This window comes from Winogradskyella tangerina (assembly GCF_003260205.1).
In the GTDB taxonomy this organism is placed as follows: Bacteria; Bacteroidota; Bacteroidia; order Flavobacteriales; family Flavobacteriaceae; genus Winogradskyella; species Winogradskyella tangerina.
On the sequence record NZ_QERF01000004.1, the window covers coordinates 136,275 to 157,124 of the forward strand.

At 35.8% G+C, this 20,850-nt stretch carries 22 protein-coding genes; 9 read left to right on the forward strand and 13 right to left on the reverse strand.

All coding sequences use genetic code 11. The features are described from left to right. Genes DDY94_RS07790 through DDY94_RS07800 form a run of 3 tightly spaced genes read right to left on the reverse strand, consistent with a single transcriptional unit; the run spans position 1 to position 2,914 of the window. Positions 1 to 1,044 carry a COX15/CtaA family protein gene (locus DDY94_RS07790; protein WP_111683541.1) on the reverse strand — a complete coding sequence of 348 codons (1,044 nt, stop codon included), beginning with the start codon at positions 1,042 to 1,044 and terminating at the stop codon, positions 1 to 3. Further along, positions 1,041 to 1,499, reverse strand: coding sequence for a GNAT family N-acetyltransferase (locus DDY94_RS07795; RefSeq protein WP_111683542.1), 459 nt, complete (start codon positions 1,497 to 1,499; stop codon positions 1,041 to 1,043). The genes DDY94_RS07790 and DDY94_RS07795 overlap by 4 nt, the downstream gene beginning before the upstream one ends. Beyond that, complete coding sequence (locus DDY94_RS07800; RefSeq protein ID WP_111683543.1) at positions 1,496 to 2,914, reverse strand: CCA tRNA nucleotidyltransferase; 1,419 nt, start codon at positions 2,912 to 2,914, stop codon at positions 1,496 to 1,498. Before DDY94_RS07800 ends, DDY94_RS07795 begins: the two co-directional genes overlap by 4 nt. 115 nt (positions 2,915 to 3,029) lie before the next feature. Here DDY94_RS07800 and DDY94_RS07805 point away from each other — a divergent pair, with 115 nt between their 5' ends. Then, positions 3,030 to 3,917, forward strand: a complete 888-nt coding sequence (locus DDY94_RS07805) for an ATP-grasp fold amidoligase family protein (protein ID WP_111683544.1) — start codon at positions 3,030 to 3,032, stop codon at positions 3,915 to 3,917. 7 nt (positions 3,918 to 3,924) lie between these two features. After that, complete coding sequence (locus DDY94_RS07810) at positions 3,925 to 5,037, forward strand: glycosyltransferase family 4 protein (protein WP_111683545.1); 1,113 nt, start codon at positions 3,925 to 3,927, stop codon at positions 5,035 to 5,037. A gap of 9 nt (positions 5,038 to 5,046) precedes the next feature. Here the strand turns inward: DDY94_RS07810 and DDY94_RS07815 are convergent, their stop codons facing one another. Then, complete coding sequence (locus DDY94_RS07815) at positions 5,047 to 5,898, reverse strand: glycosyltransferase (RefSeq protein ID WP_111683546.1); 852 nt, start codon at positions 5,896 to 5,898, stop codon at positions 5,047 to 5,049. 70 nt (positions 5,899 to 5,968) lie between these two features. Between DDY94_RS07815 and DDY94_RS07820 the strand changes: the two genes are divergently transcribed. After that, complete coding sequence (locus tag DDY94_RS07820) at positions 5,969 to 6,742, forward strand: lipopolysaccharide kinase InaA family protein (RefSeq protein ID WP_111683547.1); 774 nt, start codon at positions 5,969 to 5,971, stop codon at positions 6,740 to 6,742. On the opposite strand, the gene DDY94_RS07825 is transcribed toward DDY94_RS07820, so the two are convergent. Then, complete coding sequence (locus DDY94_RS07825) at positions 6,739 to 7,500, reverse strand: glycosyltransferase family 2 protein (RefSeq protein WP_111683548.1); 762 nt, start codon at positions 7,498 to 7,500, stop codon at positions 6,739 to 6,741. The two genes, DDY94_RS07820 and DDY94_RS07825, sit on opposite strands and share 4 nt — an antisense overlap. A 40-nt stretch (positions 7,501 to 7,540) precedes the next feature. Between DDY94_RS07825 and DDY94_RS07830 the strand changes: the two genes are divergently transcribed. Continuing rightward, a complete protein-coding gene (locus tag DDY94_RS07830) occupies positions 7,541 to 8,362 on the forward strand; it encodes a glycosyltransferase family 2 protein (protein ID WP_111683549.1) in 822 nt (273 codons plus the stop codon). 3 nt (positions 8,363 to 8,365) lie between these two features. Next, positions 8,366 to 9,187, forward strand: coding sequence for a glycosyltransferase family 2 protein (locus DDY94_RS07835; protein WP_111683550.1), 822 nt, complete (start codon positions 8,366 to 8,368; stop codon positions 9,185 to 9,187). Positions 9,188 to 9,199: 12 nt separating this feature from the next. Here DDY94_RS07835 and DDY94_RS07840 read toward each other — a convergent pair whose 3' ends face one another. Beyond that, entirely contained in the window at positions 9,200 to 10,264 is a 1,065-nt protein-coding gene (locus DDY94_RS07840) for a glycosyltransferase family 9 protein (protein WP_111683551.1), read from the reverse strand. 81 nt (positions 10,265 to 10,345) lie between these two features. Further along, positions 10,346 to 11,161 (reverse strand): 2,3,4,5-tetrahydropyridine-2,6-dicarboxylate N-succinyltransferase, encoded by an 816-nt coding sequence (locus DDY94_RS07845; RefSeq protein ID WP_111683552.1) that lies wholly within the window; start codon positions 11,159 to 11,161, stop codon positions 10,346 to 10,348. A 366-nt stretch (positions 11,162 to 11,527) separates the two neighbouring features. Between DDY94_RS07845 and ruvX the strand changes: the two genes are divergently transcribed. The 4 genes from ruvX to mazG are packed head-to-tail and all read left to right on the forward strand — an operon-like array spanning position 11,528 to position 13,820. Continuing rightward, the gene (gene ruvX, locus DDY94_RS07850) at positions 11,528 to 11,941 is read left to right on the forward strand and encodes a Holliday junction resolvase RuvX (RefSeq protein ID WP_111683553.1); all 414 of its coding nucleotides are present in this window, start codon (positions 11,528 to 11,530) and stop codon (positions 11,939 to 11,941) included. 39 nt (positions 11,942 to 11,980) lie between these two features. Beyond that, the gene (def, locus tag DDY94_RS07855; protein WP_111683554.1) at positions 11,981 to 12,571 is read left to right on the forward strand and encodes a peptide deformylase; all 591 of its coding nucleotides are present in this window, start codon (positions 11,981 to 11,983) and stop codon (positions 12,569 to 12,571) included. Positions 12,572 to 12,613: 42 nt separating this feature from the next. Further along, positions 12,614 to 13,045 (forward strand): DUF5606 family protein, encoded by a 432-nt coding sequence (locus DDY94_RS07860; protein WP_111683555.1) that lies wholly within the window; start codon positions 12,614 to 12,616, stop codon positions 13,043 to 13,045. 1 nt (position 13,046) lies between these two features. Beyond that, the gene (mazG, locus tag DDY94_RS07865) at positions 13,047 to 13,820 is read left to right on the forward strand and encodes a nucleoside triphosphate pyrophosphohydrolase (protein WP_111683556.1); all 774 of its coding nucleotides are present in this window, start codon (positions 13,047 to 13,049) and stop codon (positions 13,818 to 13,820) included. Positions 13,821 to 14,155: 335 nt separating this feature from the next. Here mazG and DDY94_RS07870 read toward each other — a convergent pair whose 3' ends face one another. From DDY94_RS07870 to DDY94_RS07895, 6 genes are all read right to left on the reverse strand, one after another. Continuing rightward, the gene (locus tag DDY94_RS07870) at positions 14,156 to 14,341 is read right to left on the reverse strand and encodes a hypothetical protein (RefSeq protein WP_111683557.1); all 186 of its coding nucleotides are present in this window, start codon (positions 14,339 to 14,341) and stop codon (positions 14,156 to 14,158) included. A 3-nt stretch (positions 14,342 to 14,344) separates the two neighbouring features. Next, positions 14,345 to 16,324, reverse strand: a complete 1,980-nt coding sequence (locus DDY94_RS07875) for a DUF349 domain-containing protein (protein ID WP_111683558.1) — start codon at positions 16,322 to 16,324, stop codon at positions 14,345 to 14,347. A 230-nt stretch (positions 16,325 to 16,554) separates the two neighbouring features. Then, entirely contained in the window at positions 16,555 to 17,316 is a 762-nt protein-coding gene (locus DDY94_RS07880) for a shikimate dehydrogenase family protein (RefSeq protein WP_111683559.1), read from the reverse strand. Beyond that, positions 17,285 to 18,304 (reverse strand): DUF368 domain-containing protein, encoded by a 1,020-nt coding sequence (locus tag DDY94_RS07885; protein ID WP_111683560.1) that lies wholly within the window; start codon positions 18,302 to 18,304, stop codon positions 17,285 to 17,287. Before DDY94_RS07885 ends, DDY94_RS07880 begins: the two co-directional genes overlap by 32 nt. Then, positions 18,304 to 19,272 carry a DUF368 domain-containing protein gene (locus tag DDY94_RS07890; RefSeq protein ID WP_111683561.1) on the reverse strand — a complete coding sequence of 323 codons (969 nt, stop codon included), beginning with the start codon at positions 19,270 to 19,272 and terminating at the stop codon, positions 18,304 to 18,306. Before DDY94_RS07890 ends, DDY94_RS07885 begins: the two co-directional genes overlap by 1 nt. A 36-nt stretch (positions 19,273 to 19,308) precedes the next feature. Continuing rightward, complete coding sequence (locus DDY94_RS07895; protein ID WP_111683562.1) at positions 19,309 to 20,715, reverse strand: tetratricopeptide repeat protein; 1,407 nt, start codon at positions 20,713 to 20,715, stop codon at positions 19,309 to 19,311. Positions 20,716 to 20,850 lie beyond the last annotated feature (135 nt).

Below are 20,850 nucleotides of genomic sequence, written 5' to 3' on the forward strand. Positions count from 1 at the left end.
TTAACTCGGTTCTGTCCTATAATTTAAAGAACGCTTGCTTTGAGAACTTTCTAAAATTATATAAAACTGAACACCAATAAGCAGTGCCGCAAGTACCAAATGTATTGGTTGAGTACTGAATGGGAAATTGAAATAATACATCGCAATGCCTGTTGCGATCTCTAGTCCAATTAATATGATAATAAACCTGAATTTTTTAAAACCTAAATTAAGTGATCTGTTTCGATAGAACAGCCAAGCGTTAAGTAATAAAACTAAGATAGAAAGCGAACGATGGACATAAAATTCTAAAGGCGCCAGTTCTGTAATATCCCAATTTAAATAGCCACTTAATGTATTTTGTTCATCCACAAATTGCCTTACTTGTGTGCCAATAACAATCTGAATTAAGGTTAGCACTGTTGCGATAATCATCCCCGTTTTAAACAAACCATCAAACTTTTGGCTTTTAATTTTTGAACTCGATGCATGAATAAGATAGAGTATAAGTGCCACAATAACCAAAGCCATAACCATGTGTATGGTGATCTTGTACGGCAACAGATTAGAGTCTACTACGGTCTTTCCTAACCACGCCTGAAATCCCATTCCAAAAACCGTGAGGATAGATAGAAATAACAGACGCTTTTTATGCGACCATAGCCAGAACGACATTATTGTAAAAATCAGAATAGGAATCCCAGATAATGCTCCGATAAGTCGGTTGATATATTCAATCCAAGTGTGCTTAGCGTTGAAGGTGTTGTAATCGTGGGTAGTATTTGGTTCCCAGTTACTTAGGTTTAATTCTGAACCACTCGTGAAATCTGATTTGGCGTAATAGAAGATATCATCTATCTGAATAACATAACCTTTTTTATACTCGTGATTTGGCTGAAATTGAATTTCAGAAGCATCGGTAGGTGGTATGTAATACCCAAAACATTTTGGCCAATCTGGACAGCCCATACCAGATCCCGTCATACGAACAACAGCCCCAGCAACTATGACCAGATAGATAAGCACTAATGCTACTTTAGCTGTATTTCTGAACTTTTGTTTCATACTTTAATCAGTTGTTTTTGAAAACATAAACTATTTTCCATGTCCTTATATTGACCGTATTTTTCAATGAGCTCGTAATTCGATCTTTTGTAAAAATTTACAGCTTCAACTTGCCGTTTACCCGTTTCAAGAATACTAGCCATATATCCAAGCTCACTGGCCCATTGTTCAAGCTCAAGCAAAATTTTTGAAGCGATACCTCGACCTCTTTCTTCTGGTAAGGTAAACATGCGCTTAACTTCTACACGCTCTTCATCAAAGGCTTTGAAAGCACCACATCCGGCAGGTTTCTGATTGATATATGCCAAAACTACATGGTTAAGGTGCGCAATGCCATTAAATTGATTGTAAAACTCATGTTCATCACCATCAGTGATCTTTAAATACGCATCGAGCTGAGCGACGAGTTTTTCAAAATCAAGATGACTAGAGTCTGTTCTTAACAATTCTATCATAGTTTCACTGCTGTTAATCCTAGCGCCTTCCCCTTTTTCAACATAAGTTGGAAAGCCGCCTCGTGCTCATTTGGTATTTCACCTTCTAGAATCGCTTCTTTGATTGCTTCTTTTATTTGGCCAATTTCTTTTGAAGGCTTCAGATTGAAAGTTTTCATAATCTCTTCACCTGAAACTGGTGGCTGAAAATTTCTAACTCTGTCGCGTTCTTCAACTTCAACAATTTTCTCTCTTACACGTTTGAAATTGTTCTTATACTTTCTAAATTTCTTCGGATTTTTGGTTGTGATATCCGCTTCGCATAAGGTCATAAGATCATCCACATGATCACCCGCATCAAAAACCAAGCGTCTAACCGCAGAATCAGTAACTTCAGAAGATAATACTATTGGTCTAGAACTCATTAGCACCATTTTCTGAACAAATTTCATTTTGTCATTCAATGGCATTTTCAACCTTTTGAAAAGTTTATACACCATTTTCGATCCCACAAATTCATGGCCGTGGAAGGTCCAACCAATCTTTGGATGAAACTTCTTCGTGGGTGCTTTACCAATATCATGCAGCAGCCCTGCCCAACGCAACCAAACATTATCAGTCGTTTTTGTAATGTTGTCTACAACCTCTAAAGTATGATAGAAATTGTCTTTATGGCGTTGACCTTCAACTTCATCTATGCCTTTTAATGCAGTCAACTCAGGAAGAATATAATCGAGTAACCCTGTTTTTTCTAAAAGTTTGAAACCAATAGAAGGCTTATCACTTTCAAGAATTTTGTGCAATTCTACAACAATACGCTCCTTAGTAATTATTTTGATGCGGTCCTTATTTGCTTTAATTGCACTCAAAGACTCCTTTTCAATTTGGAAGTTTAATTGCGTAGCAAACCTTATAGCACGCATCATGCGCAACGGATCGTCGCTATAGGTAATATCAGGATTTAACGGTGTTCTAATTATGCCCTTATCCAGATCCTCAATACCATTGAAAGGATCTAAAAGTTCGCCGTAATTTGAAGCGTTAAGACTTAATGCCAATGCATTTATAGTAAAATCGCGTCGGTTTTGATCGTCTTCTAAGGTGCCATTTTCAACAACCGGATTTCGGCTATTTTCGTTGTAACTTTCTTTTCGAGCTCCAACAAATTCAATCTCAATATCTTCAAATCGCAACATGGCGGTACCATAAGTTTTGAAGATTTGTACTTTAGGTTGATTGGGTAAGTTCTTAGAAACTTGTTGAGCTAGTTCTATTCCACTTCCAACGGCAACTATGTCAATATCTTTGGCATTACCGCGTTCTAGGAGATAATCGCGTACAAAACCACCGATCACAAAACAGTCTAGATTGAGTTCTTCCGCAGACTGAGAAATAATTGAAAAAATCTTGTGTTTTAAGGCCTGTTTATGGTGCATATTACCTAGGAAAAATTAGCTGTGCAAAGATACGATTTACTAATGGTGTTTTAAAATTGTCTAGGGCTTTATTAATTCGAAAAACTATTCATACTTTTGGGCAATTGTTTTGTTTATGAAATTTTTCAAACGGAAGTACTTTCAATTACTGGCTAAATATTTAAAGAATAGACCAGAGCGTCATATCGATTATGTAAAGACGCAGTTCTACTTAAAAAATAATAAGAAATTAGATTTAGAGAATCCTAAAGAATTCGCTGAGAAAATACAGTGGATCAGACTCAATTTGTATGACGAGTCTTTTAAAAAGTACATTGATAAGTACGAAGTAAGAGCGCATATAAAGGAAACCATTGGCGAACAATATTTGAATGAGCTTATTGCGGTTTATGAAGATGTTGATGATATTGACTTAAAAGAACTGCCTGAGAAATTCGTACTTAAAGGTACTCATGGTTCTGGTTATAATGTGATAGTTCCCGATGTGAAAAAACTCGATTGGCCAAAGGCTAAGGCAGAGTTAAAGAAATTTATGTCTCAAAATTATTACGATAAGTATAAAGAGGTCATTTATAAAGATATTCAGCCTAGAATTGTGGCTGAGAAATTTTTAGATCAGTTGGGGAGTGATCATATTATCGATTATAAATTCATGTGTTTTCATGGAGAGCCGCATTATATTCATGTTAAAACTTTTGAAAACGATAGGATCAAAGAGGCCTATTACGATATGAATTGGCAAAAGCAAAACCCTGCCATTATTGGAGAAAATCATCTGAAACAAGACATTGGAAAACCAGCAACTTTCGATGAAATGGTGCGCATTGCAAAAACATTATCAAAGGAATTTGCATTCGTTAGGGTTGATCTGTATGAGATTGAACAACAGGTGTATTTCGGGGAACTCACCTTTTTACACAAAGGCGGAATGAAACGAAATTATGTTGAACCCTTGAATAAAATTATGGGAGATCTTATTAAATTGCCAATCGAACAACACTAATTATCGCATGAGATTAATACAAGTTACAGCATCAAGAGGTTGGCGAGGGCACGAGCAGAAAATAATTTATCTGTATGAAGCCTTCCGTGATTTTGGTTATGTTGAAGACCAATGGATTGTTTGCACAAAAGATTCTGAAGTTCATAAGATCGCGAAGGAGAAGAATATGCAGGTTATTGGATTAGATTTTAAGTCAGAATACGATCTGAAATTTGCCAAATCTTTAAAACGTATTGCCGATGAAAATAAGGCTGACCTCGTTTTTATTCATAATAGTCAATCGCATACCATTGCTGTGCTTTCATCCCTTTTCTATGGACTAAAAATCCCACTGGTTTTATGTAGAACACTTATTAAGCGCGTGGATACTAATTTCTTCAGAAAGTGGAAATATAACTACAAGGGAATCAAACGGATTCTCTGTATTACCCAGCCTGTTGTTGATGAGCTCAAATACGCAGTGAAAGATCACAGTAAACTGAGAATTGTTGGGATATTAACCGACATTAATAAGTTTAAGAAGACTGAGAAAAATGGAATGCTTCATAAAGAATTCAATATTCCATCAGACCATAAGATTATTGGAAACGTTGCAGCTTTCACCGGATTTAAAGATCACTACACTTGGATTGATACGGTTGAAATTTTGGCTAAAACAGATCTAAAGGCAACCTTCGTTTTAGTAGGTAAAGGTGTTTTGGAAGATGAAATTAAGGCCTATGTTGCCTCTAAAGGATTAGAAGATCGCGTGGTATTTGCTGGGTTTAGGAAAGATATTCCTGAGATACTACCAGAGTTTGATCTCTTTTTATTTACCTCAAATAACGAACCAGCCGGTGGCGTAATCCTAGAAGCTTATGCTTGTAAAGTTCCGGTTGTTGCGGCAAATGCAGGTGGTATTCCAGAGCTTGTAATGCATAATGAAACTGGGTTTTTGGCTGAGGTCGGAAATGCTCAGGATTTTGCTGATAAAGTTCAGACTCTGATTAACGATAAAGTACTTCAAGAAAAATTCATCAAAAATGGATACCAATTTTTGGTAGACAATCATACTAAGGAAGTTATTGCAAAGGAAATGATCGATGAGCTCAATGATGTGCTCGAAAACCACAGTAATTAATCGGACTGATCATTTGATTTTATAAAGACCAAGTGCTTTTTTAAACTTCTTACTCATCAAGACATAGTTTACGTAAAGTTTATTTTTAAAACTTAAGTAACGCCACTGTGCATGTGGTATGATATGTTCCGTCACCTTTTTATCAATGGCTTCTGATACGATAAAGTCTGATTTTATTGAGTTCCAATCTACGTCATCATAACCATCAAACTCATTAACGGCATTTTTTTCGTGTATGATAGACATCCATAGGCGTTTGTTAGCAATCTCGATACGTCTCGATTCTTTTTTCCACATATTATGATCACTAAACCAAACCGTTTTTGGTGCATCATTTTTTTCAATGAGACTTATAAATGGATTGAAAATATGTTCCTTTTTACCAATCATGATCTCTGGTGATATTTGAAGTGAGTAGCCTTTCAAAATATCAATGGCCATAAATTCTTGAGATTTAAATACACTCTGAATGGTATCAATATAATCCCTGTGAATGCAATCGTCATTATCAATTCGAGAAGTAATAATAAATTCTGAATTCTTACTATCTTCAGAAATAAACTTTTTAATTTCAGGATGAAAGGCATCCATTCCGTCGATGTAAAAAGCTTTAAAATGTGAATAGGGTTTCAGCAGACTTTCTAGAGTATCTTTAAAATCATCATCCGTAGTCACATCAAAAAATAATAACCACTGAAAATTTGAATTAGTTTGTGCTGCTACTGATGGTAGGCAAAAATCTCTGAATAAACCAATACGATGATTCATCCATTCGCGCGTTAAAAGAGTTTCATTGTTTTTAGTTACATCCCAGTTTTTGTTTCTGAGATTAAAACGCGTGATGAGATAATGCTTATACATAGATGTGAGTTAGTTATTGGCAAATTTAAAGAATTAAATACCTACTTTTGCAGCCAGTTAATCGCTATTTATGTCTATTAAAATTCATATTCATGAGGAATCTGTCCTTAACAGGGAATCAATTCAACACATGTTGAAGAATTTTTCTGCTGAAGGTGAATTGATTGGCACTGGTTACCGAAATGTTATTAGAATCTTAGATGTTGATGGCCAGCGTTATAATGTAAAGGCCTTTAAAGTGCCTAACCTGGTTAACAAAATCGTTTATCGATTTTTTAGAAAGAGTAAAGCTGAACGCTCCTTTTTATATGCTGAAAAATTATTGGCTTCTGGTATTTTAACACCGAATCCTATTGCCTATGTAGAGCACACGTCCCTAATAGTTTTTGGCAAGAGCTACTACATTAGCGAACAATTAGAGTACGATTTTACTATAAGAAAAATTGTCGATGATCCTTCAACGGATGATTATGAAAATATCTTGAGACAGTTCACTAGGTTTACCTTTGAATTGCATGAAAAAGGCATACATTTTTTAGATCATTCACCCGGCAATACACTGATTAAAAAAGATGCCGATGGTTATAAATTTTATTTGGTAGATCTTAATCGAATGGAATTTAAAACCTTGAGTTACGATGAACGTTTGGCCAATTTTGCTAGGCTTTCACCAAAAGATGAGATGTTAGAGATTCTCAGTGACGAGTATGCAAAACTTATCGGTAAACCACATTCTGAGGTTAGAGAACGCATGTTTCATTTCTCCCAACAATTTTCTTCAAGTTTTAAAAAACGTGAGGCCTTTAAAAAGAAATATTATTTCTGGCGGAAGAAGAAAAGCTAAGAACCATCACGATAGAGCCTTCTCAGTTTAGCATATTTCAGGTAGGTGATCTTTCCTGTTTGATAACAAATTCTGAATCCGTTTTTGCCATCCAAAAATCCAAGTCTTAATATAAAGGCCTTAAAAAATGCCCAAGCCGGATTGAAAATTAGTTGAAAAACAGATGCTTTTTTACCCAATTCATAGTAAGACTGTGCCGAGATGGTTGAAAAATAGTCCGTTTTACGATCCATTTCTTCATAGGTCTGATAGGTGTAATGAAGAATATCACCTTTTAAATAACCAACCTTCGAATTTGGATCATGTAATTTTACAGTTTCATGAATTTTATGACCTTGCCAATTCGCTTTTGTTTTATCAAAAACACGTAACTTTTTATTGGGATACCAATCCGAATATTTTATCCATTGGCCGCAAAAATTATTAAATCTATTGGCATAATAACCATCATATTGCCAGTTATTTTTTAAGTCAATTATTGATTTTTGAAGGGCTTCTGATAAGGCTTCGTCACCATCTAATGAAACCACATGGTCGTTGGTAGTCTGTTCTAGTGCGAAATTTTTCTGATCGACGTAGCCCAGAAATTCTTGTTCAATAAAATTGACATTATAACTTTCACAGATGGCTTTAGTGCGGTCGGTTGAAAACGAATCTACTACTATAATTTCATCCGCGACATCTACCAAAGAATCTAAACATTTTTCAATGTTTCGTTCTTCATTAAAGGTTATGATGACACCAGATAGTTTAAGCATAATTTGATTTCACTGTTGTAAAAATAGTATTTTTGTAGACATGCAATCACCTTTAAAAGCTTCAGTAATTATTAGTACTTATAATCAACCAGAATGGTTGAAATTGGTACTGTATAGTTATGGTATTCAGACAGATAAGGCTTTTGAGATTGTTGTTGCAGACGACGGTTCTACTAGTGAAACACAACAAGTGATCGATCGTTTTACTGAAGAAAGCGATCTAGATGTGAAGCATTTGTGGCAAGAAGATCATGGCTTTCAAAAAACCAAAATTCTTAATAAAGCTATACTTGCATCAAGTACTGATTATTTAATTTTTACTGATGGGGATTGTATAGCACGTAAGGATTTTGTTGAAACTCATCTTAAATTAAAGCAACCTAATTGTGCGCTCTCGGGAGGTTATTTCAAACTAACGGAAAAAATTTCTCAGACCATAAACGAAGAAATCATTTCTGAACAAAAATGTTTTGATAAGCATTGGTTATTAGCCAAAGGCCAGCCAGATAATTTCAAACTGAATAAATTAACCAAGATCAAATTCAAGTCGAAATTACTCAACTATTTCACACCAACAAAAGCTACTTTTGATGGTATGAATGTGTCATGTTTCAAAAATGATATTCTGGCTGTAAATGGTTTTGATGAACGGATGCAATATGGCGGTGAAGATAGAGAAGTGGGCGAAAGAATGATGAATAATGGTGTGCGATTTTTACAAGTACGGTATAGCACGATTTGCGTACATTTGCACCACGAAAGACCATATAAGCGAGCGGAGTCGCTTGCTGAAAATGAAAAAATTAGATCGGCCACAAAACAAAATAGAACCAAGTGGACCCCTTACGGAATAAAGAAGTAAACCATGCAAAAACCTGAAATTTCTGTCGTTATTAGTACTTATAATTCTGAAGAATGGCTCGAGAAAGTCATGTGGAGTTATGAAGCGCAGACGTTTAAGAATTTTGAAATGGTCATTGCTGATGATGGTTCTAAACAACCAACTTTCGATCTTATCGATAGAATGAAGTCTGAGCTTAGTTTCCCAATAATTCACGTATGGCATGAAGATAATGGATTTCAGAAATCCCAAATTCTGAATAAAGCCATACTGGCTTGTAATGCGGATTACATTCTTATGAGCGACGGCGACTGCATGGCCAGAGAGGATTATGTTGAAGTGCATATCAATGAGCGCGAAGAAGGTTACTTTTTGTCGGGAGGCTACTTTATGCTTCCTATGCAAATTTCAAAGCTTATTACAAAAGAGGATATTTTATCACAACGCTGTTTTAATGTGAAGTGGTTAAAATCTCATGGATTAAAGTCTTCATTTAAAAACAATAAGCTTACAGCTAAAGGTTTAACAAGTCAGTTTTTAAATACAGTAACTCCCACGAATGCCAGTTGGAACGGACATAACGCATCTGGTTGGAAAAAGGATATTATGGCCATTAATGGTTTTGACGAACGCATGCAATATGGTGGTCAGGATAGAGAGTTAGGAGAGCGGTTATTTAACTATGGTTTGAAATCTAAGCAGATTCGTTATAGCGCTGTTTGCCTGCATTTAGATCATCCGAGAGGCTACAAGACTCAGGAGTCTATTGATAAAAACTTGGCCATTAGGGCAACCACAAAAAAGGAAAATCTTAAGTGGACTGACTTCGGAATCGTAAAAAATTGATCCCTTATTTTTTTAAAATTTACTTAGAAATCTTTTGAGTTCTGCTTCAAACAATTCCGGCTTAAAGGCTTGATATAGTTCGTTTGTCTTAGATTTTAGTTCTTTTGGGTGTTTGGTGTTTTCATAAAAGGATGTTTCATAATCACGAAGGTGAACAGAGACGTGATTTTCTCCGTCATCAAACATATTCCAAGCTTCTTTTTTTATCCACGGCGAAAAGAATGTAAAAGTCGGGATGTCCAAGGCTTTGGCCATATTTATGGCTCCACCTTCGTTGCCTATTAATGCATCACAATGTGCAGTAATGGCTAAGAAATCTCGCAAACTTTTACCAAATACATCGAAGAAAATATGCGATTGGGTTTCCGGTTGACACAAGTCGAAAATGGCTCGCGCATCAGCTTCTTGTTTTGGAATATAATTGAATAAGATCTGACTTTCAGATTGATGTTTTACAATGGTATCAATCACCTTAGCCATATATTCAAAAGGATAGGTTTTTTCAGGGCCACTTCCTAAAACACCGATCATAAACAGAGGTCGATCTAAATCTAAACCATTCGATTTTAAAAAGGCTTCTGCTTTATTTTTTTCTTCTTTGGAAAGAAATATTTTAGGTTTAATAATTTTTTCAGAATCTATATCCAGAGGTGTGAGAAGTTGAAGGCGGTTTTCAATGGCTAATCCGGCGTTGGTACTAGCTGTAGATTTATTTTTGAATCTATGGTTATAGATTAAAGAATTGTGACCCTTATCAATAGAGATTTTAGTTTTTGCTTTCGATCTAAAAGTTATGATATTACTCGATAATTTGGAATAGGCATCAATAACAACATCAAAGTTTTCATGCCGTAGTTGAGTAGCAAATTGCCACAGTTTCCGTTTACTTTTTTCGTGTTCAGGTGTGAAAAAGTGAAAATGGTCTATATATGGATTTTGTTCTACAACAGGATAGGTGTGCGAATTTAAAACATAATGCAATTCTGCTTCAGGATAACGTTTTTTGATGGCTTCAAACATTATGCTTGTTGCCAAAACATCACCAATCATTTTCTGTTGTATTATAAGAACTTTCATTTTGAAAGAAAATTACAAACATCCCATTAATGATTCCAAATGAAACCTATAAAATATGATATTTGCTATTTGAATTATGAGCTACACTGCTACATCATACTCGCGCAAAGCATCGTTTAATGATGTTTTCTTATCCGTACTTTCTTTACGCTTTCCGATAATTAGGGCACAAGGTACTTGAAATTCTCCAGCGGCAAATTTTTTGGTGTAACTACCAGGAATTACTACAGAACGCGCAGGTACAACACCTTTCATTTCTATTGGTTCATCACCGGTAACGTCGATGATCTTTGTACTCATCGTAAGTACAACATTGGCACCTAAAACAGCTTCTTTTTCAACACGAACTCCTTCAACAACGATACAACGGCTGCCAATAAATGCGCCATCTTCTATGATTACAGGTGCAGCCTGTAATGGCTCTAAAACGCCGCCGATTCCAACACCTCCTGAAAGGTGAACATTCTTACCAATCTGTGCGCAGCTTCCAACGGTTGCCCATGTGTCTACCATCGTACCTTCATCAACATAAGCACCGATATTCACGTAACTAGGCATCATGATCACGCTTTTAGAAATATAAGCACCGTGGCGCGCAACAGCATGCGGAACCACTCTAATACCTTTCTCCTTGTAGTTACGTTTCAGAGGAATCTTGTCGTGGTACTCAAAAATGCCAACTTCAAAAGTCTCCATTTTTTGAATAGGGAAATAAAGTACAACAGCTTTCTTCACCCACTCATTTACTTGCCAACCATCACCTTTTGGCTCGGCAACTCTTAAGCTGCCCGAATCGATAAGATCGATTACAGCTCTGATAGCATTTATAGTTTCTTCATTTGTTAATTGCGAACGATCGTTCCAAGCATTCTCTATAATAGACTGCAGTTCTTTCATCTTAGTAAATTGTAATTTTTACGTCAAAGATAAGTCGTTAAAAAGGCTTCATGAAAATATTTTGAAAAAATTGTGACCAAAGAAAAAAGTTGGTGTCTTATAATTGTTAAATGCAAGGATAATCTATATATACAAGTTTATCTGAGAATTTAATTAATAGCTAATTATTCGAAAACTCCTCTCCCCTTAAATTGAGGAGTTTTTTTTTAAAACAATGTGACCAATTCTAATTATTGGTGTCTTATAGATAATTAACGTGATTTATTTATAGAGGGTAATAAAATCATAGACTTAATTAATAGCTAATTTTTTAAAACGCCACTCATTTTTTTGAGTAGCGTTTTTTTATTGCATTATCTTTGCCGCATGGGAAGAATTTTAGCCATAGACTACGGAACGAAGCGAACAGGTTTAGCTGTTACAGATGAAATGCAAATTATTGCATCTGGTTTGACAACAGTTGAAACTCAAGATCTCATTACATTTTTGAAAGACTACGTAGCTTCAGAAAATGTAGAATTATTTGTTGTAGGTTTACCAAAGCAGATGGATAATACCGCTTCTGAAAGTGAAGTTTATATACAGAAATTTATAGATCAACTTTCAAAAGTATTGCCTGATATTCCAGTTGAACGCATTGATGAACGCTTTACTTCAAAAATGGCGTTTCAAACGATGATCGATAGTGGCTTGAAGAAAAAGCAACGCCAGAATAAAGCGCTGATAGATGAAATCAGTGCCACATTAATTCTACAGAGCTATTTGGCTTCAAAATCTTAAATAAGAATTGTACTTTTGCTCCCGAAATATTAGAAGATTATGATTTTACCAATTGTCGCTTACGGTGATGCAGTTTTAAAGAAAAAGGCTAAGGATATTAATAAGGACTATCCTAATCTTGATGAACTCATCGCTAATATGTACGAGACCATGTATGGTGCATATGGTGTAGGGTTGGCGGCTCCGCAAATAGGCTTACCTATTCGTTTGTTTTTAGTGGATACTGAACCTTTTGCTGAAGATGATTCGCTTTCAGAGGAAGAAAGAGAACAATTAAAAGGCTTTAAAAAGACCTTTATAAATGCGCAGATTTTAGAAGAAGATGGCGATGAATGGGCTTTCAATGAAGGCTGTTTGAGTATTCCTGATGTGCGTGAAGATGTTTTCAGACAACCAAAGATTAAAATACAGTATCAGGATGAAAATTTTGAAACTTATGTTGAAGAATATGATGGTCTAATTGCACGAGTTATTCAGCACGAATACGATCATATTGAAGGTATTTTATTTACGGATAAACTATCGTCTTTCAAAAAACGTTTAATCAAAGGTAAACTCACTAATATTTCAAAAGGAAAAATTAAAATAGATTATAAAATGCGTTTTCCTGCAATGAGCAGAAAACGCTAATAACAATATTTAAAAGGTGTTCAACCTTAGAAAAAAATTGATATGACATTAGATAAGATTTTAGCTATTTCTGGAAAACCAGGACTTTTCGAAATTGTAACACAAACCAGAACTGGCGCGGTGGTACAGTCTCTAATCGATAAAAAACGAATTACAGTTGGTGCACACAGTAACATCAGTATACTTAGTGAAATCGCCATTTATACCCTAACAGAAGAAGTGCCGCTTCGCGAGGTGCTTAAAAAAGTTATGGAAAAGGAAAATGGCGGGCCGACTTCTATTAGTCATAAAGATGGTAAAGATGCCTTGGAAGAATATTTCTTCAATGTATTGCCAGATTATGATGAAGACCGCGTATATGCTTCAGATATAAAGAAAGTGATACAGTGGTATAATTTACTTCAGAAAAATGACCTCTTAGGTGCATTAGAAACGGAAGAAGAGGAAACGGTTACCTCTGACGAAGAAGAATAGGATGTCCGACAAAACACATCAGCTTAAAGCCTTTGAACGCCTGCTCATTATTATGGATGAGTTACGTGAGCAATGTCCGTGGGATAAAAAGCAGACTATGGAATCGCTTCGTCATTTAACCATTGAGGAAGTCTATGAACTTGGTGATGCGATCTTAGATAATGATCTTGAAGAGGTTAAAAAAGAACTTGGTGATGTTTTATTACATATTGTGTTTTACTCTAGAATAGGTAGTGAAACCAATGATTTTGACATTGCTGATGTTTGTCATAGCATTTGTGATAAATTGGTGGAACGCCATCCGCATATCTATGGTGATGTGAAAGTTGAGAATGAAGAGGATGTAAAGCGCAATTGGGAACAGCTCAAATTGAAGGAAGGAAAGAAGAGTGTTCTCGAAGGTGTACCTAAAAGTTTACCAGCTATGGTAAAGGCGAACCGCATTCAGGATAAGGTTGCTGGTGTTGGTTTTGACTGGGAAAAGCCCGAGCAAGTATTTGAAAAAGTAGAGGAGGAGCTGGCTGAGTTGAAATCTGAAATTGCCAAAGGCAATAACGATGCTATTGAAAATGAATTTGGAGACGTATTGTTCTCCATGATCAATTATGCACGTTTTCTGAAGATCAATCCTGAAAATGCGTTAGAACGCACGAATAAAAAATTCATGAAACGCTTTCAATATCTTGAAAGCAAGTCGAAGGCATTGAATAAACCCTTAAAAGACATGACCTTAGCCGAAATGGATGTCTTTTGGGAAGAAGCTAAATCATTATAATCGTTGTCATTCATAAGGAATGCAATGACTGAAGAATCTCTGCAAAGTCGATACTTAGTTTCAACATCGACTAAGCTCATTCTGTCACTCAGTTTGATATGCTATAAATAGTGGCATTCTGTTAAGTTTCAAAAAAAACTTTATTTAAAACATCCAAGACGAATTTTCGCACGTAAATACTATATATAAAAGCAAGGCGTTTTTATAATCTTAGTAGGATCTTAATTATTATTTAGCGGTTGTAATTAAGGTTAATTTAGTTTAGTTAGGGCAAAACCCATCTGTTAGTAACAGATGGGTTTTGATTTCAAATTATATTTTGGTGGTCTGATTTTTTACTCAGCTTCACCTTTATTTTTTATTCTAGTTCCGATAGCGTAACTGACCATGCCAATTAGCATTCCAAGAATTATGTTTGGCCAATCGATGCCACTGTTGGGCTCTTTCATCACCATCGTATAGGTTACAAAAGCAGCAAGTGGAAATGCAATAATAAAATTTCCTAAGAGTTTATTGTCCATAATCTAGCTGTACATGCCGCGGATTTTGGCGAGTTTGGCTTTCCAGGTTTCGAGGTCTTTCTTATGTTTATTAATATTCTTTAAAACATCCTTAACCAATGGGTTGGATTCATCAACATTAGAGAAAAACAGTAAGTTGTTTTCAAGCTGATTTATTTCTGACTGCACTTCGCCAATTTTTTTACGAATAAAGTTCTGCTCGTTATCTAGAAGTCGAGTGTCATTATCATTGCTAGCTAAATTTTCGAGTTTACTTTCAAACTTTACCATGTCTAATTTAGACTTATCCATTTTCAGTTTATCGAAAGCCTCATCGATCGCCTTGTAAAACTTACCATCAATGTAACGCTTGTTCTGTGGTACATGACCAATGGCTTTCCAATCGACAATCCGGGTTTTTAGAGCTTCTATATCAGCCTTATTGTCACCACTAAATTCCATGGCTTTAAGTTCGTCTAGAAGCTTTGCTTTTTTATCAAAGGCATCATACAAATGCTGATTGTCTGCCTTACGCTGCGCGTGCATGCGATCGAAATAGTGATTGCAGGCATCTTTAAATTGTTTCCAGATTTTATCGCTATCGCGTCGCGGTACATGCCCTATTTTCTTCCAATCGCTTTGAATTTTCTTCATCAACGGCGTCACTACAGCGAAGTCATCACTATCCTTGTTTTCTTCAGCTATTTTAATGAGTTCGCGCTTCTTTTGAAGATTTTCGTATTGATCTTTCTTAAGTTCTTTGTAAAATTTATTCTTACCTCGATTAAATGTTCTTACCGCGTCTTTAAACTTTGCCCAAGTAGCTTCATTGACTTTAAGTGGAACTTTACCTGCATTAAAAAAGGCTTCGCGTAGGGCTTCAACTTCTCTAATCTTTTTTTGCCAAGCACCGTGAGAATTGGCCATATCTTCAGCGATAGTCTGAATTTTTCCTATGATCTCTTCCTTTTTTTCGAGGTTTTTCTCGTAAGCTTTGTCGAGATCAGCATAGTAATTCTGGCGCTTATCGTGTATGGTTTTGGTAGCCTTACTAAAGCGTTCCCAGATTTCTTCTCGGTGTTCTTTTGCAACTGGGCCTAGCTCTTCTTTCCAGAGTTTATGTAATACCTGAAGTTCTCTAAACGTACGATTAATGTTATCGTCCTTCACTAACTCTTCAGCACGTTCTATAATTTTTAACTTTTGTTCGTAGTTGTGTTTAAAATCCATATCTCGCAAATCGTTATTGAGATGCAAGAAATCATAGAAACGCTCTACGTGATGGTGATAGGTGTTCCAGGCGTTATTGTATTTATCTCGAGGAATTGGTCCGGCATTACGCCATTTTTCCTGAAGATCCTTAAAGTGTTTGTAGGTGGTGTTGATGTTTTCTTCAACATTGAGCAAGCCTTTAATTTCTTCAATAATTGCTAATCTGTTTTCAAGATTTTGCTTTAAATTTTGTTCACGCTCTTTGTAATAAGCGTTTATTGCTTGCTTGTAATCTTTGTAGAGTTGATTGAAAAGCTTCTTTGAATCATTGGTGTAATAGAAGTCCATCTCCTTGCCACCATCATTGATAAATTCCTCTTTTTTCTCTTCTAATAGTTGATTGAACTTCGCATTAAATTCAGCTTTTATTTGATTTACCTGTTTAGAAATGGTCTGAATTTTATGATGCTTCAGAAGTCGGTTTAATTCTGTTGCCAGATCTTGCAAGGACATGGCGTGGTAATCCTTCTCTTCAACCTCATGACGCTCGGCATTGGTTTCGTCTTCGGCATCCTCAGCGTTTGATGCTTCAATTTCGGCATGAGCTTCAGAGTCGTTTTCAACTGCAGTTTCGGCTTCAACTTTAGTTTCTGTTACTTCGGTTAATTCAGTTGTTGCCTTATCAGCTTCAGTTGATGTTTCCACTTCGGCTGTGCTTTCTTCTGTTGGAGTAGCTTTAATTTCTACTTCTTTTTTTCCATCTGCTTCGTGCAGGTTATCATTCTCAGACATGTGTCAAAAATTTTGTTCGAATGTTAAAGATACTAACAACTCTTCGAACTTCAAAGGAATTGCATATAGAGCTCGTTTTGGAGATTAGGAGTATATGAGTTTAAAAGTTTAGGAGTTTGGGAGTTTATAAGTTTAGACGTTTAGGAGTTTAAATTACAATTCATAAACTATTTTACACTTACCACTTACCACTTACCACTTACCACTTACTACTTTACACTTAAAGGACCTCAAGTCTTATTCCAAATTTTCCAGGATTTTTCAGCTTGAAGTTCAAGCATCTCCAAACCATTGATGGTAGTGGCACCTTTTATATCACCACAGCTTAAAAATTTGGTTTGTTCAGGGTTGTAGATTAGGTCGAATAAAATGTGTTTTTCGGTAATAGCATCATAAGGAATATCAGGGCATTCATTGACATTTGGAAAGGTGCCGATAGGTGTACAGTTGATTATAATTGGATACGATGAAATAATATCATCAGTGAGATCTGAATATAGGAATTTAACACCCTCTTTTTCTGAACGTGATACATAATCAAACTGGATTTTTAGTTTTTTTAAGGCATAAGCAATGGCTTTCGAAGCGCCGCCAGTACCTAGAATTAGAGCGCGTTTGTGATATTTTTTTAAGTGCGGTTCGAGTGATTTTTTAAATCCGTAATAGTCGGTATTATAGCCGATTAAATTTTGATAACGCGTAATTTTTATGGTATTTACGGCGCCAATTTTTCGTGCGCGTTTATCTACGTTATCTAACAATGGCATCACTTCCTCTTTGTAAGGAATCGTAACATTCAGGCCCTTAAGATTGGGAGTGTTTTTAATAATCTCATCGAGTTCTGAGATCGATTGTAAATCAAAATTTACGTACGAATGTGGTAATGCTTCGCTTTCAAACTTTTTGGCGAAATAACCTCTTGAAAATGAGTAGGAAATATTTCTTCCTACCAGTCCGAATTTAAGCTTTGATTTGTCTTGTTCGTTGTCCATACCATTCTAGCCCTAAAACAATCAGGATTCCAACGACAATATAAGCAATTGCTATATAAGTTTCGGTGGTTGGTTCGGGGAAAAAACGTATGTAATTTTCAACGATCTGTGAACCAGTAGAATCCAGAATAAAACTACCGTCGCTATTGGTTTTATATATAGTTTTTTTCCAGGGCCAAACTAAACCGAGTGATCCAACGATAAACCCAACTAATGTTGCCAGAGTAATATTTTTATAGTGTTTTAAGATATAATTCAATATATGAGAAAAGGTGACTAATCCGGTGACTGAACCCAGAGTAAATACACTTAAAACTTTCAGCATTCTTACTCTAACAGGATCGTTTACAAAATCAAAATTTCCTGAAAAAATATCAGTAATGGAGTCATATAGGGCGTTAACCGAATCTACTAAAAGCAACACATAGTTTCCGAGTAAAATGAGAATAAATGATCCCGAAAACCCTGGTAGGGTCATACCAGATACACTTACAATTCCGCAGATAAATACAAACCAAAGGTTATCATTTTCTGTGGCAGGATCTAAAAAGCTAATGCTTATTCCGATGGCGGTACCAAGTATTAGAGCAATTATTGTATTTCGATTCCAAGCTTTAAAATCTTTACTGATATAATAAATAGAACCTAGGATCATTCCGAAGAAAGCACTCCAGACGTATAATTCATAATTTACGATGAGATAGTCTAATAGTTTTGAAACACTAAAATAACTGATCACCATACCTAAGAACAAAAGCCCTATAAATCTGCCATTGATATAATTATAGAAACTACTGAATCTTCCGTTAATAAGAAGTTTGAACGCGGTTTTATTAACACGTTGAAGGGAGTATATGAATTCTTCATAGAATCCGGCAACAAAGGCAACCACACCACCAGAAACACCTGGAACCTTATTAGCAGCTCCCATAGCTAACCCTTTAATGACCAAAAAAATACGATCTTTTAAAGTTCTTGTACTTTGCATTAAGCTCTATTTTTATTGCGGCCGAAATATTCTAAAGTTAATATGGCAATGACGCCTAGGGCTATAAAAATGATGGCTAATACTAACTGATTATCGCCTTCATAGCTAGACGGTAATATGCTTTTATCGAGGAGAGTGACTTCTTCACCTTCTGAATTTATACGCGTTTTTAAAACCTGTTTCCAAGGCCAAATCTTATTTAACGAACCAATCATAAATCCGGTGAGAATGGCGAGCGTTAGATTTTTTTGATGTTTAAACATCCAGTTCAAAGCTTTAGAGAAAACTTTCAAACCAACAACGGCGCCAATCCCGAGAAGTGTAAATTTCAAAAGTGCATCTTTGAACAGTTCCATATCACCATTGACTAACCCTTCTCGAAGATTATTTACGGTATCAATTGCTGTTTGATAAGCACCAAGGATTAACAAGATAAAAGCGCCTGAAACACCAGGCAATATCATTGCTATAATGGCTATGAAACCACAAAATAGAAGATAGAAAGGACTTTCTGGTGAGGCGAAAGGTTCTGCAAGCGTAATATAGTAAGATAGGGCAGAGGTGGCTATGATCGCTACTACGGTTTTAACAGACCAATTCGAGATTTGCTTTGCAATGTATAAGATGCTAGCCAGCACCAAACCAAAAAAGAAAGACCATAGTAAAATAGGTTCATTGTGCAAAAGCCATTTTATTAACTTGGCGAGAGACAAAATACTTATGGCAATTCCTGAAAAAAGCGCCAATAAAAATGTTCCATTTATAGACTTCCAGGCGGTTTTAAACCCTTCTTTTTTCCAAATTTTGAAAACAGCTAGAGACACTTTGTCTATACTTTCAATAAGCTCTTCATAGATGCCCGAAATGAAAGCAATTGTTCCTCCAGAAACACCCGGAACAACATCAGCAGCGCCCATGGCAACGCCTTTAAAAGCAATGATCACATAGTCTAATAAACGTCTCTGCATTTAATTGATATAAGAAACGCTAAGGTATGCATTTTTTTAGTTGGAAGTCTTTTTACTCTCTGAAATTATAGCCTTAATAATTGGTCGGTCAATGAGCTTCGGAAACAACTCAGTAATGATAAAGGAATAATCGATATTAAGACGCAAACCATTTTTAAGATGGAATCGTCCTTTTTCCGTTTGAAGAGTTGTAAAATATAACCCACCAAGTCGATATTCGATCTCCGAGTTTTCAGGATAAAATTCTGCTGCTTGTAAGAGATTGAATATTGCAGCATCGTATTCTCCCAAAGCGATTAAAATATCTGAACGGTCTAACCACGTGTCGAGTTCGTAATTACCTAATTCTAGAGTTCGCTTATAACCAATTTCAGCTTCTTCTAAAAAGTTTAAGCGCTTATTGATCGTGGCAAATAGTTTCCAGTATAACACATTTTCACCATCAATATGTACCGCTTTATTAATATAATGCAGCGCTTTCTGATAGTTTAAGCGCTTCATGTAGAATTTTGTAATGGCAATCCAGCCTTTGTCTAATAAGGCATCGTCTTCTACAGTTTTCTTGAAGAACTGCAACGCCATGTCTTCCTGTCCAAGCTTTTCATAACAGTATCCTATACGAAGCAGAGCAAAAGAAGTTGGTTCGTCTAGGGCCAGTGTAATTTTATAGTTTTCAATAGCTTCTTCATACTGTTTAAGTTTCTCTAAAACTTTTCCTTTTTCAATATAGGCACCTACAAATGTATCATCTGATATAATCGCAAAATCGAAGGCTGCATTCGCTTTATTATAATCTTTAATTGCAAAATACTGACGACCTAATTGGTGCCAAGCTACCTCGCAATAGGGATTAGAATCTAAGAAATTATTCAAGTACGAAATCGCATCTTGGTTAAGATCTAAGAAGTCATAACAGTAAACAATATTATGTAAGGCAGAATAGTCTGAAGGGTCTGATTCTAAACACTTTTTGAAATAGATCACGGCATTATCAAACTGATCTAAAAACAAATACTCCATCCCAATTAGGGCATAAAGATCGGAGTCTTCTGCAGGTGTGCTCGATATATCTATTGCAGTAAGTAAGATGTTGATAGCTTTTTCGTGCTCATCTTGTTTTGATAATACATTCGCCTTCTGAATATAGATCTCCTCATTATTAGGTTCGAGGTCATGGAGCATATCTAGAATGTCATCGGCTTCAGTGAATTTGTTTTCAATCACCAAAATTTCCACTTGAAATAATCTCAAGTTAACGGAGCTTGGATGCTGTGAAAGCCCAAGTTTAATGGCACGTTTCGCTAAAGAAATTTTACCATTTTCGAGATAGTGGTGGATGATGTTTTCAAATTCATTTGAATCGAAAAACAAAATATCATTTGTCTTTAACATCGATTCAAATCTGGTAAGCGGAAAGTTTTCGTCGTCGTGACTGTAATTCATAAGCGGTTTATAGGTTCACTCGATTATCGAGACTTAAATACACCAATTTGATCATTCAAATTCAAGGGGCGTTCCGTTAAATTACGTTTTACCCGATGTGATTCATTAATCTAAAATTACAGTTATCGGCTTACG